The sequence below is a fragment of the Roseateles sp. 22389 genome, from assembly GCF_052044995.1.
Taxonomy (GTDB): Bacteria; Pseudomonadota; Gammaproteobacteria; order Burkholderiales; family Burkholderiaceae_C; genus Roseateles.
Genome location: NZ_JBQEOF010000016.1, coordinates 11295 through 24585, shown reverse-complemented (window position 1 = coordinate 24585; position 13291 = coordinate 11295). Strand labels below are relative to the sequence as shown.

Annotated in this window: 7 protein-coding genes and 1 riboswitch; of the genes, 5 read left to right on the top strand and 2 right to left on the bottom strand. The window is 72.9% G+C overall.

Annotated features, from left to right (window positions below):
* Positions 1-47 precede the first annotated feature (47 nt).
* Positions 48-1850, bottom strand: a complete 1803-nt coding sequence (locus ACTJKJ_RS19870; RefSeq protein WP_440821493.1) for a ShlB/FhaC/HecB family hemolysin secretion/activation protein — start codon at positions 1848-1850, stop codon at positions 48-50.
* 84 nt (positions 1851-1934) lie between these two features.
* Positions 1935-2035, bottom strand: a riboswitch (cyclic di-GMP riboswitch).
* A 289-nt stretch (positions 2036-2324) separates the two neighbouring features.
* Between ACTJKJ_RS19870 and ACTJKJ_RS19865 the strand changes: the two genes are divergently transcribed.
* Positions 2325-5366, top strand: a complete 3042-nt coding sequence (locus ACTJKJ_RS19865) for a ligand-binding sensor domain-containing diguanylate cyclase (RefSeq protein WP_440821492.1) — start codon at positions 2325-2327, stop codon at positions 5364-5366.
* 187 nt (positions 5367-5553) lie between these two features.
* Positions 5554-7782, top strand: a complete 2229-nt coding sequence (locus ACTJKJ_RS19860; RefSeq protein WP_440821491.1) for a LamG-like jellyroll fold domain-containing protein — start codon at positions 5554-5556, stop codon at positions 7780-7782.
* Positions 7783-7809: 27 nt separating this feature from the next.
* Here the strand turns inward: ACTJKJ_RS19860 and ACTJKJ_RS19855 are convergent, their stop codons facing one another.
* Positions 7810-9528, bottom strand: a complete 1719-nt coding sequence (locus tag ACTJKJ_RS19855; RefSeq protein ID WP_440821490.1) for a cyclic peptide export ABC transporter — start codon at positions 9526-9528, stop codon at positions 7810-7812.
* A gap of 216 nt (positions 9529-9744) precedes the next feature.
* On the opposite strand from ACTJKJ_RS19855, the gene ACTJKJ_RS19850 reads away from it, so the two are divergent.
* The 3 genes from ACTJKJ_RS19850 (at position 9745) to ACTJKJ_RS19840 (ending at position 13265) form a co-directional block, all read left to right on the top strand.
* Positions 9745-10683 carry an alpha/beta hydrolase gene (locus tag ACTJKJ_RS19850; RefSeq protein ID WP_440821489.1) on the top strand — a complete coding sequence of 313 codons (939 nt, stop codon included), beginning with the start codon at positions 9745-9747 and terminating at the stop codon, positions 10681-10683.
* 112 nt (positions 10684-10795) lie between these two features.
* On the top strand, positions 10796-11950 hold the full coding sequence (locus ACTJKJ_RS19845; RefSeq protein WP_440821488.1) for a GNAT family N-acetyltransferase: 1155 nt from the start codon (positions 10796-10798) through the stop codon (positions 11948-11950).
* 7 nt (positions 11951-11957) lie between these two features.
* The gene (locus tag ACTJKJ_RS19840) at positions 11958-13265 is read left to right on the top strand and encodes a lysine N(6)-hydroxylase/L-ornithine N(5)-oxygenase family protein (protein WP_440821487.1); all 1308 of its coding nucleotides are present in this window, start codon (positions 11958-11960) and stop codon (positions 13263-13265) included.
* The last annotated feature ends 26 nt before the right edge of the window (positions 13266-13291 follow it).

The window sequence follows — 13291 nt, the reverse complement described above, 5'->3', positions numbered from 1 at the left end:
GGGGAGCGAGGGATCCGGGTCAGCGCAAGGGCATCAACGGAAAGGCATCAACGGGAATAGGTCAGGCTGAAGCCCGCGACGACGCGGGCCGCCGGGAATCGCGCGGGCTGCCACGGCGGCGCGCCGGCGAAGACATCGAGCGAGAAGCCCTGCGTGCGCAGGCGCGAGCCGATGACGGCGCCGGTCAGGTGGCGTCCGGCCAGGCGTTCCGCGCCGTTGCCGCCGACCAGGCCGGCGTCCACGCCCAGGTACATCGACACCGCCGGCGAGCCCTGCGGCGCGCTCAGCGGCAGCTCAGCCTCGTTGCGCCAGAGCAGGCCGTCGTCGGCGGACAGCGAGGCATCGCTGCCGAAGCCGCGCACCGTGTAGCGGCCGCCGATGGAGAAGCGGTCCTGCGGCGTCAGGCGGTTCAGCGCGAGCTGGCCGCGCACCGAGCTGCTCAGCTGCAGCTGACGGGCGCCCAGCGGCAGCGCGCCGTTGACACTGACGCTGCCCTGCAGCAGCTTCACGCGCGAGTCGGCCTCGCCGAAGGCCTCTTCCGGCGCCTCCAGCGCGTGGAAGGCGCCGGTGCCGCGCTTGAGGCTGAACTCGGCCTCGCTGCCGACGCCGCCAGCCTGGCGCTTGAGGTTGAGGCCGGCTTCCCAGCCGCCGGTGCGCCGGCGCTGCACCTCGACCTCGGTGTCGTCGATGTAGTTGCGCGAGCCGCGGCCGAACAGCTTCACGAAGCCGCTGAACTTGTACTGGCCGTCGCGCCAGAGCATGCGGGTCAGCTTGAGTTCGCCGTTGCTGCTGGCGCCGCGGTAGACGTAGGTCTGGTTCGCGCCGATGACGACCTGGCGATAGCCGCTGCGGCTGAAGGTCACGCTCAGCAGCGCGTGACCCCAGGGCAGCGAGTAGTGCAGCACGTGGCCGCCGGTGCCCTTGTGCGGACCGTCGCGCTCGTCGACGCGGCGCGCGAGCCAGTCGGCGTCGCGGTTCAGGGTCACGTAGAAGAGGTCGTTGAGCGTCAGCGCATGGTCCAGCGAGGCGGTCAGCGCCAGCGGATAACGACCGGTGGCCTCGCTGCCGCTGTCGTCCAGCGACACCTGCCAGCGCCATTGGCGCCCGCCCTGGTAGCTGACGGCGAGGTCGCTGTAGCCGGGCTCGACCGTGTCCCGGGCAGGCTCGACCTGGATGTCGGCCTGCGCGCCGGGCACGCGCTGCAGGTTCTCCAGCGCCTGCTCCATGTCGCGCAGGTTGAGCACGTCGCCGGGCTTGACCGGCAGCGCGTTGGCCAGCCGCACCTGCGGCGAACTGCCCTCGCGCACGCGGATCGCGTGGACGCGTCCCGGCACCACGGTCAGGCGCAGCACGCCGGTGGACAGGTCCTGGGGCGCGGCCAGCACGCGCGTGGTGATGAAACCTTCCTCGATCAGCGCGTCCTGCAGCCGCGTGACCAGCGTGGCCACGCCGGTGGCCCCCAGGCAACGGCCGATCGGGGCGTCGTCGCCCTGCGGGCCGTCCAGCGCGCGGATCTGGCGGGCCATGCGGGGCTGGCCCTCGACGCCGTCCAGCTCGATCCGGGTGATGAGGAAACAGGGCGACTCGTCGTCGCGCAGGCGTTGACGCGCCGGTGGCGGGCTGGCGCGCAGGCGCACGTCGGGTTCGCGCTCCAGCGACTGGCGCTGCTGCGCTTCGCGCTGCTGCTGGAGCTGGCGTTGCGCGTCGGGGTCGACCGTGCCCGGCGGCAAGGCCTGACCCCAGGCGGTTTCCACGCCGGCGGCGAGCGCCGCGGCCAGCGCGACCATCGCCACTGCCGGCACGCCGGCGGCCGGGCGCGCGTGCGCCCGCTTGTTCTTGTCCTGCTGCATCCCTTGCCTGCCTGTTGGGCGTTGTTTTTCTGAACCCAAGGCAGCCGGGAAGACGGCAATGCATCACGGACTGGCGCGGACCCATCCGGCAACCCCGCTATCTCATGGCACGGCATCGGAGGGATGCCGGCGGGAGACCGGAAGCTTTGCGTCGCCGGCTCGCGCCGGTTTTGCCCTAGGCAGTCCGCGCCCTGTGAGATTCCTCACGAAGTGCTCGCTCGGCGGCGGACTCGAGTGAAGCACTGTATCGGAGTGCAACACGATCGACACATCGCACTTCAGGGAGGATTGACGAAGCGTCCGCGAGCGGCTAGCGCGGCTTTCGCGGCAGAAAGTCTCACGCCCGGCCCTCGCGATCAGCGCCCGGTGCGACACGGTGCGATGGCCGCCCGCCTGCCCGCTATCCTCCGAAGCTGAACGTGCGTCGCGAACCGCCGCGGCGCCTTGGCTGATCGCCGGTCCTCGCGTCCACCGATGCCCTCTTCCGCCACGCTCGCCCCACTCGCCTCGCCCGCTCCGCGCCGCTCCGCGCCGATCCGGTTCGCCCGCTGGATCCTCGGGGGCCTGCTGGCGGGCGCGCTGGTCGCCGCGGCCCCGGCGCAAGACCTGGCGCTGACCACGCACACGCAGTCGGACGGGCTCTCCAATCTCTCCGTCACCGCCATGGTCCAGTTGCCCGACGGCCGCCTGGTCATCGGCACCGAGAACGGTCTCTATCGCCACGACGGCGCCCGCATCACCCGCATCGACGCGCCCGACCTGCCGCTCGTCAACCGCCACATCAGCTCGCTGGCGCCGGACGGCCGCGGCGGCGTGTGGGTCGGGATGATCAGCGGCCTCGCCCGCCTGGGGCCCCAGGGGCTGGAGGTGATCGCCACCGGCAGCCCCGCGCTCTCCGTGCGCCAGGGCCATCGGACCATCGCCGCCACGGCCGACGGCGGCGTGCTGGTGGCGGCGATGGACGGGCTGTACACGGTGCGCCGGGACGGCAGCGGCTGGCGCGCCACGCCGGCCTTCGCACCGCCGCTGCGGGACCGGGAGCCCTCGCTGGCCGACATCCATGCGGTGCTGGTGGAGCCGGACGGCAGCTGGTGGCTGGGCTGTGGCCTGGCGCTGTGCCGCTGGCGGGACGGCGCACTGACCCGGTTCGGCGAGCGCGACGGCCTGAAGCCGGCGCGCTGGGGCGACCTGCTGCGCACGCGCGACGGCGCCCTGTGGGCGCGCGGCCAGACGCAGGTCGCGCGCCAGGCGCCGGGCGCGGATCGCTTCGAGGACCTCACGCCGCCGCGTCTGGGCGACAGCACCGTGCGGCTGCACCTGCCGCTGGCGGAGGACGCCCAGGGCCACGTCCTCACCTCGAGCGACGACGGCGTGCTGCGCTGGCAGTCGGGCCGCTGGACGCGCTTCGGCGCCGAGCACGGCCTGGACGTCGGCAGCGGCGTGCACGCGATCCTGCAGGACCGCGACCACGACCTGTGGCTGGGCACGGCCGGTCACGGGCTCGTGCACTGGCGCGGCTACGAGCACTGGCGCCAGTGGACCCGGCGCCAGGGCGTGCCGAGCGACGACCTCTGGACCTTCCTGGAGGAGGCGCCCGGACGGATGTGGCTGGGCACCGGCAACGGCGCGGCCTTGCTGGATCCCGCGAGCGGCAGGGTGGATGTCCGGACGCCCGGCGGGACGAACGATCAGGTCGGGGGCCTGGCGCGGGACGAGGCGGGCCAGCTGTGGATGGCGACCTACTCCGGCCAGCTGTTCAGGCAACGGGCCGGCGGAGCGTGGCAGCGCGTGGCCAAGGGGCTGCCGCTGGTGTTCGTGCTGCAGCCGGCGCTGGGCGGCGGGATGTGGGTGGGCGCCGACAGGGGCCTGTTCTTCGTGCCGCCCGCCGGCGGGGCCGCCAGCGGGGCCACCGGGGCGCCGCCCCGGGTGGTGCCGGCGCCGGGCATGGCGGTCGACCGTGCGAAGTCCCTGGCCGTCTTCTCGGCCTGCACCTCGCCCCAGCGGCGCACCTGGTTCGCCACGTCGGCCGGGCTGATCGCGCATGACGAGGCCCACGGCGTGACGACGCCGGCCATCGCCGGGCTGCCGGACGGCCTGTCGATCGAGAAGGTCGCCTGCGGCCGCGACGGCACGCTGTGGGTCGCTTCGCGGGACCACCGGCTCTGGCGGGTAGCGAGCGACAGCGGCGGCAACAACAGCGACGGCAGCGACGGCAGCGACGGCAGCGACGGCAGCGACGGCGGTGGCGCGTGGCGCGCCGCTGCGCTGCAGCCGGGCGAGGTCCTCGGCCGCCGCACGGTGATGGCGCTGCTGTCCGACCGTCGCGGCTGGCTGTGGGTGACGACGGACGACGGCGTGCTGGTCTGGAACGGCGGCCCCTGGCGCCGTTTCGACGACAGCAACGGCCTGGGCTGGAACGACTGCAACCAGAACGCGCTGGTCGAGGACGCCGCCGGCGACATCTGGATCGGCACCAGCCGTGGCGCGACACAGGTGATCGCGCCCGAGCGGCTGCTCGACCCGGCGCGCGTCGCCCTGCACCTCACCCGCGTGACGCGCGACCAGGTGTCGATGCCGCTGGATCGCGCCTGGACGGCGGACTGGTCCGCCGGCGCGCTGGAGATCGCCTGGGCCGCGCCGGTATTCCGGAACCGCGCCACGCAGCAGGTGCGCTACCGCCTGCGCGGCCTGGACGAGCAATGGCGCACCACGGCGCACGAGGACGTCGTCTTCCCCGCGCTGCCCGGCGGCCGCTACGTCTTCGAGGCACGGGTGGAGAACATAGACCTCGGCCTGGTGTCCGAGCTCGCTTCGCTGCCCTTCGAGATCCGGCCGCCCTGGTGGCGCAGCGCCTGGGCGCTGGCGGCCGCCGGCGCGCTGGCGGTGGCGCTGATCGCGCTGGCGCATCGCTGGCGGGTGCGCGCCTGGGTGCGGCGCCAACGCGAGCTGGAAGGCCTCGTCGGGCGGCGCACGGCCGAGCTCAAGGCGTCCTACGAGCAGATGCGCACCCTCGCGCTGACCGACGGCCTGACCGGCGCGATGAACCGGCGCGCCATCACCGACCTGGCCGCCCGGGAGATCGCGCGGGCCCGCCGCGGCGACGCGGCGGTGACGCTGATGCTGATCGACATCGACCACTTCAAGCGCATCAACGACACCCACGGCCATCCCGCCGGCGACGCGGTGCTGACGCAACTGGTGCTGCGGCTCAAGGCCACGATGCGCGACTACGACGCGATCGGCCGCTGGGGCGGCGAGGAATTCCTGCTGGTGCTGCCCGGCCTGTCGATGGCGCAGGAGCAAGGCCGGCGCCGCGCGCAGGCCCTGCAGCGCTGCATCGGCGACCAGCCCTTCGACATCGGCACCGGCACGCCGCTGGCCGCGACCTGCAGCGCCGGCGTGGTGGGCGTACCGCCGGCCTGCGACGAGTCGCTGGAGGCGCTGGTCGCGCGCGCCGATGCGGCGCTCTACGACGCCAAGCACGGCGGACGCGACCGGGCTGTGATCGTTTCGTGATGAGTTGGTGAACTCTCCGGCCCGCACCGCCCCGGCCCGGGGGCCGGGTGTTGTGCGATGCCGACGGGCAGCGGTCACAGAGTGCAACGGTTGCGGCGATGACAACGGTGTCCGGCCAAGATGCGCCACGCGCTCGCGAGCGCAGCATGCCGCCCTCCCTTCCTCTTCCGACGCAGGCCTCACCGTGATGAATTTCGACTTTGACGCGTGGCTCGCGTCGACCAGCACCCGCCGCCAATGGATGCGCCGGGCCCTCGTGACCGGCGGCTCGGCGCTGGGCCTGTCGGCCTGCGGCTCGGGCGGCGGCGGTGCCAACGAGGCCGTTTCGGCCGAGAGCACCGGCGGCGCGTCGACGCCGACCGGTGGCACCACCAGCGGCAGCACCGGTGGCACGACCACCGGCGGCACCGCGACCGCGCGCGTCTTCACCCACCCCGGCCTGCTGCACACCGAGGCCGACTTCACCCGCATGCGCACGCAGCTCGCGGCCGGTCGCGAGCCCTGGGTGAGCGGCCTTCGCGCGCTGACCTCGAGTAGCCGCGCGCAGCTGGGACGCGATCCGCAACCGGTCGTCACCGCGATCCGCGGCGGCGACGGCGAGAACTTCCGCGCCATGGTCGAGGACGTGCAGCGCGCCTATCAGCTGGCGCTGCGCTGGAAGGTCACCAACGACCCCGCCTATGCCGACCAGGCCGTGCGTTACGTCAACGCGTGGGTGAGCACGATGACCACGCTGACCGGCAACGGCGACCGCTTCCTCGCCGCCGGCATCTACGGCTACCAGTGGGCCAACGCGGCCGAGATCCTGCGCACCTACACCGGCTGGAGCGCGACCGACCGGGCCGCCTGCCAGCAATGGCTGCTGAAGCATTTCTATCCGCTGCAGAGCAGCTTCCTGAAGGACCACAACGGCTCCAACGTCACCAACCACTGGGCCAACTGGGACCTGGTGTGCCTGGTGGGCATGCTGGCCGTGGGCGTCTTCGCCGACCGGGCCGACGTCTACCAGGAGGCGCTGGACTACTTCCACCGCGGCCGCGGCAACGGCGCCTCGCGCCACATGGTCTACGCGCGCCATCCCGGCCACATGGGCCAGTGGCAGGAAAGCGGCCGCGACCAGGGCCACGCGACGCTCAGCCTGGGCATGGCCGGCTACCTGTGCGAGATGGCCTGGAACCAGGGCGACGACCTCTACGGCGAGGACGACAACCGGCTGCTGGCCGGCGCGGAGTACGTCGCCAAGTCCAACCTGAGGGACGCCGCCGGCGCCTTCTACACGCTGCCCTTCTACGTCTACAGCAACCGGCAGGGCACCTTCAACGCGGTGTCCGACGGCGGCCGGCCGAACGGCCGCCCGTGCTGGGAGCCGATCTACAACCATTACGTCAAGCGCAAGGGCCTGGCCGCGCCCTGGGTCAGCGCGCTGGCCGCGCAGCTGCGGCCGGAGGGCAACACCTGGCTCGGCGACGACCTGAGCTTCGGTACGCTGACCTTCTCGCGCGACGCGGACGTGACGCGCGTCCCGCCCGCCGGGCTGCAGGCGATCGTGCGCGGCGGCGCGGTCCAGCTCTCGTGGTGGGGCAGCGCGGATGCGGCGGCCCATGCGGTGATGCGCGCGCCGGCCGGGTCCTCCACCTACACCGAACTCACCCGCGTGAACGCCGGCGGCCTGCCCACCTGGACGGACAGCGCGGTGTCGCAAGGCCGGTGGCAGTACCAGGTCCGCGCGCTGGACGGCGCCGGCGCGGTGCTGTCGACCTCGGCCACCTCGACCGTGGATCTGGGCGCCCCGCTGCTGCTGAGCCTGCCGCTGGACGACGGCCAGGGCACGACGGCACGTGATGTCGGCGGACGCCAGCGCAACGGCACGCTGGTCGGCGGCGCCTCCTGGGGCGACGGCCGCAAGGCCGGCACGAAGGCGCTGGCGCTGGACGGCGCCTCGGGCCACCTGGCGCTGCCCACCGGCGTGCTGGCCGGCGTCGGTGACGTCACCATCGCCGGCTGGGTCTGGTGGAACGGCGTGAACAAGGGCAACGCCCGCGTCTTCGACTTCGGCTCGACCGACATCACCTATCTCACGCTGCTGGTGAGCAACGACACGATGCGGGTCAGCGTGACCAACACCAGCTACTTCGGCGAGCAGACGGTCTCGACCGGCCCGCTGGCCAAGGGCCGCTGGGTGCATCTGGCAATGACGCTCAAGGACCGCACCTGCACCCTGCACGTCGACGGCGCGGTGGCTGCCTCGATCACGACGATGGACCTGGCGCCCTACCAGCTCGGCGACACGACGCAAAACTGGCTCGGCCGCGCGCAGTACGGGCAGGACCCCTACTTCAACGGGCGGCTGCAGGACTTCCGGATCTACGGCGGCGCGCTGAGCACCGCGCAGGTCCAGGCGCTGGCGCAGGGCTGAGGGTCAGGCCGAGGGTCAGGCCGGGGGTTAGGCCGCCGCGGCCGCGCGTTCCGCCCGGGACGCGGGCGCCGCGCCCTCGACGATCCGGCCCTGGGCCATGCGGATCACGCGATCGGCCAGGTGGAAGTAGCGGTCGTCGTGCGAGACCACGATCAGCAGGTGGCCCTTGTCGCGCAGCTCCGGCAGCAGCTCCGTGTAGAACAGGTGGCGGAAGGTCGGATCCTGATCCGCCGCCCACTCGTCGAAGACCAGCACCGGGCGGCCTTCCAGGTAGGCATGCACCAGCGCCAGGCGCTTGCGCTGGCCGGTCGACAGGTCCACCGTGCTGAACGCGCCGTCCTTGACCGACACCTTGTGCGCGATCTCCAGCCGCTGCAGGTAGGGCAGCGCGCGCTGCGGCAGGCTGCCGCCCTGCCCGGCCTCGGCGGCCAGGTCCTCGAACAGGTAGAAGTCCGAGAACACCGTCGTGTAGAGCTGGCGGTAGTGGTCGCGGGTCTGGTCGGTCACCGGCCGGCCGTCCGCCAGCACCTGGCCCTGCTGCGGCGCGTACAGCCCCAGCAGCAGCTTGACCAGCGTGGTCTTGCCCGAGCCGTTGTCGCCGACGACGAACACCATCTCCCCGCGCCGCAGCGTCAGGTCCACCGGCCCGAGCACGAAGGCCTCGCCGCCGTCGGGCGCCGGGAAACCGTAGCGCACGCCGCGCAGCTCGATCGACTCGGCCAGCGCGGCCGGCTCGCCGGGCTGGTCCAGGTCCAGGAAGGGCTCGGGCGTGGCGAAGCGCGCCGACATGTCCGCGATGCGCTGGAAGGCCACTCGCGCCCGGCCGATGCCCGGCACCGCCGCGGCGATCTGGTCCAGCGGGCCCTTCAGGAACAGCAGCACCAGCACGAAGCCGCTGAGCACCGGCGGCGGCATCGTGCTGAGCGCCGCCCAGCCCAGGATCAGCGCGATCAGCAGGAAGAACAGCGCCGAGCCGAAGGCCGTCGCCAGCACGTAGGTGTTGATGGCGCGCCAGTTGATCTCGCGGATGCGGTCGACCGTGCCCTCGATCTGCCCGCCGTACATGCCGGCGCGGCGCGCGCGGTGCATGCGCAGCTCCTTGGCGCCGTCGCTGATGGCGCGGTAGGCCTTGTGCAGCTGCTCCTCGGCGTCGCGGGCCTTGTGGAAGCCCTTGATGCCGCGCGCCTGGGCCCAGGTCTGCACGCCCACGCCCACGACCAGGGCCACCAGCAGCAGCCCGAACAGCGCCGGTGACAGCCAGGCCAGGTAGCCCAGGCAGCCCAGCGTGATCGCCAGCGCGATCAGCGCCGAGGACAGCACGAAGGCGGCGTCGCTGATCATGTCCACGTCGCCGGTCAGCACCGGCATCAGGCGGTGGGTGCGATAGCGCTCCAGGGCATCGATCGGCGCGGCCAGGATCTTGCGCGCCAGGCTCTTGCGCACCTGCGCCACCAGCCGCTGGCCGACCAGGTTGGTGCTCATGCTGGACGCCGCGCGCCCCACCAGTGCGATCGCGCACAGCGCCACGAAGGTCAGCAGCAGGCCGCCGGCCATGCCGCCGGGCCGGTTCAGCACCGCGTTGATCGTGCCCAGCAGCGCCACCGTCGCCGCGCCGGCGGCCACGCCGGTCACCGCGGAGAAGGCCAGCCAGGGCAGGAAGGGCTTCAGGAGCCCGGAGACTTCGCCGGCCTTGCCGGGAGCGGGGCCCGGCGGATCGCCAGCCGGGGTGCCAGGAGCAGTGTTCATCAGCGCGGTCTTTCAGCCGCCGGGCCAGCGGCGCGGCGAACGGGTGAGGTCCTATCGGGTAGACGATCCGGCGGCGGGTTTGTTCATGGCTCACGCCGCGTAAAGGTGGCGCCGGCGGCGGTCCTCATGAACAAACGCGTGGGACGGACGTCATTCCTGCAGGCGCGTGATGGCGCCCTTCCCGCAACGAATCCGCCCCGCGCCGGCGGCTCAGCCATGCCCCTGCATCCCGATCTGGAAGCCTTCCTCGACCTCGTCAACGCCGCGAACGCCGACGGCCCGGCGCTGCACGAGTTGTCCGCCGAGCAGGCCCGTGCCGCCTACGACCGCTCGACGCTGGCGCTGGACCTGCCCGGCCCCGATCTGCCCTGCGAGGCGCTGACGCTGCCCGCCCGCGACGGCCACCCCCTGCCCGCCCGGCTCTACCGCGGCGACACGGCGCCGAGCGCGCCGGTGCTGCTGTTCTTCCATGGCGGGGGTTACGTGCTGGGCGGTCTGGACTCGCACGACTCGCTGTGCCGGGACCTGGCGCGGCAGGCGGCCTGCGCGGTCCTCGCCGTCGATTACCGGCGCGCCCCCGAGCACCGCTTCCCCACCGCCTTCCACGATGCCGAGGACGCCGCGGCGTGGCTGCGCGCCCATGCCGTGGCGCTGGGGCTGGACCCGACCCGCATCGCGGTCGGCGGCGACAGCGTCGGCGGCACGTTCGCGACCGCGCTGACCCTGGCCGCGCGCGACGCCGGCCTGGCGCAACCGGTGCTGCAGCTGCTGCTCTATCCCTGCACCAGCGCCCACCAGGACACGCCGTCCCATCGCCGGCTGGCCACCGGCCACCTGCTGGAGCAGCGCAACCTGCAATGGATGTTCGGCCAGTACCTGCGCGACGACGCGGACCGCCTGGACTGGCGTTTCGCGCCCTTGCAGGCGACCAGCCTGCACGGCCTGGCCCCCGCGCACCTTGCGCTGGCCGAGTTCGACCCGCTGCTGGACGAGGGGCTGGCCTACGCGCGGGCGCTGGAGGCCGCCGGCGTGCGCACCCGCGTCCAGGTTTACGCCGGCATGGTGCATGACTTCGCTCGGCTCGGGAACGTGGTCGAGGACGCCGCCACGCTGCGCGCCGACGCCGCCGCCGCGCTGGCCCACGCCTTCCGCTGAGCCGGGCGCACCGCGCCCCGGACACCGCCCGCATGAACAAATCGGCGCGGCCAACGTCATTACCGGAAGACGGCGGCGCGCCGAGCGCCGCGACCACTTCCGAGGCAGTCCCATGTCCATCGCTGCGCCGGCCCTGTCCGCCGGCTCCGATCCTTCCCTCGCCAGCGCCGGCCCCCGCGCCGCCGGCCGCATCCTGAGCCGCGTCGCGGGCCAGGAGCTCGAGACCGTCATGAACGGCCCCCACCTGAGCGTGCTGCCGCGGGACGGCGGGCCGGTCAGCGCCTGGATGCTGGAGCCCGCCGCGCCGCTGCCGCTGCTGCAGCCCCGCGACGGCCTGGACCGGACGCCGCCGGCGCTGCTGGACCTCCACCTGCCCGCGGCGCTGGAAGCGGTCTTCGCGCTGCGCCCGGAGCTGCCGGCCGTGTCGCTCGGCGGCGCGTTGCCGGCCCGCTCGGCGCTGGTCGCCGGCGGCATCGCGCTGCAGCCCGTCGGCCAGCCGGCCACCGTGTCGCGGGAGCTGTTCTGGCAATGGGACCGCCTCTGGCTGACCGACCGGCGTGACCCACCGCCCAGCCAGTACGTCTTCAGCAAGGACGGTCGCCGCCATCCGCGCCGGCCGCCCAAGCCCGTCGGCGCCGTCTACCGCCGCCACATCCCCTGGCTGGGCCAGACCTTCAGCCTGCGCGCGATGGACGTCGAGCGCGACCTGGCCACCGTGAACCGCTGGATGAACGAGCCCGCCGTCGCGCACTTCTGGCAGGAGACCGGCGACCTGGAGCACCACCGCCGCTACCTCGCCGGCGTGGCCGCCGACCCGCACACCATCGGGCTGATCGGCTGCCTGGACGAGCGACCGTTCTGCTACGTCGAGGCCTACTGGGCCAAGGAAGACCGCATCGCGCCCTTCTACGACGCCGCCGACCACGATCGCGGCTGGCATGTGCTGGTGGGCGAGCCGGCGCTGCGCGGCCGGCCCTTCCTGACCGCCTGGATGCCGGGCGTCTCCCATTACCTCTTCCTCGACGACTGCCGCACCCAGCGCCTGGTGATCGAGCCCCGCATCGACAACCGCCGGATGATCCGCAGCCTCAACCGCTGCGGCTACGCCTCGCTCAAGGAGATCCAGTTCCCGCACAAGCGCGCGGTGCTGGGCCTGCTGATGCGCGAGCGCTTCTTCGACGACGCGCTCTGGATCCCGCGCCCCGACGACGTCGACGCGCCTGCGCCCGCGTTCTCCGGCCCTTCCCCCGCAGTTCCCCAATCCTGAGGCACCCATGCACATCCATGACCTGATCGGCATCGGCTTCGGCCCGTCCAACATCGCCCTGGCCATCGCGCTGGAGGAAGGTCGCGACGCGCGCCCGCAGCACCGGGCGCTGGACGCGCTGTTCGTGGAACGCCAGCCTGGTTTCGTCTGGCACAGGAACATGCTGCTGGACCAGGCGCACATGCAGATCTCCTTCCTGAAGGACCTGGCGACGCTGCGCAACCCGTCCAGCCGCTTCACCTTCCTGAACTACCTGCATGAGAAGGACCGCCTGCAGGACTTCATCAACCTGAAGACCTTCTTCCCCAGCCGCCACGAGTTCAACGACTACCTGGCCTGGGCCGCAGCCCAGTTCGAGGACCGCTGCGCCTATGGCGAGGACGTGGTCGAGGTGCTACCCGAGCCGCGCGCCGGCGAGGTGAAGCTGCTTCGGGTGCGCTCGCGCGACGCCGCCGGCGCGGTGCGCGAGCGTCTGACGCGGCACCTGGTGGTGGGCGTCGGTGGCGCACCGCGGATCCCGGCCGAGTTCAAGGCCTTCAAGGACGATCCGCGCGTCTTCCACTCCAGCCACTACCTGGACGCCATCGCCGGCCACGGCCAGGCGCGGCGCATCGCCGTCGTCGGCGCGGGGCAGAGCGCGGCGGAGATCTTCATGGACCTGCACGGCCGGCCGCAGCGGCCCCAGGTGGACCTGGTGATGCGGGCGCGCTCGATCAAGCCCTCGGACGACAGCCCCTTCGTCAACGAGATCTTCAACGCCGACTTCACCGACTTCGTCTTCAGCCGCTCCGGCAGCGAGCGCGAGGAGCTGCTCAACGAGTACTGGCACACCAACTACGCGGCGCCGGACCTGGCGCTGATCCAGCAGATCTTCGAGGTCTTCTACCGCCAGCGCGTCAGCGGCGAGCCGCGCCACCGCTTCCTGCGCCGCCACGAGGTGGCCGGGGTGCAGGCCGGCGAGCACGGCCTGCGCCTGACGCTGCGCGACCTGAACCACGCGCGCACGACCACGCAGGACTACGACGCGATCGTGCTGGCCACCGGCTACGAGCGCGACCGCCACCGCAGCCTGCTGGCGCCGCTGGCGCCCTACCTCGGCGACTGGGAGGTGGACCGCCACTACCGGCTGCGCGCGCAGCCCGGTTTCCATCCCAGCGTCTTCCTGCAAGGCGCCTGCGAGCTGACCCACGGGCTGAGCGACACGCTGCTGTCGGTGACCGCGATCCGCTCGGGCGAGATCCGCGGCGCGCTGCACGGCGCGACCGGCCTGGACCACGCGACCGGGCGGCAGGACAGCGCCCGGCAGGCCGCATGAGCGGCCGTTCCCGGTCGCCGCGGGCC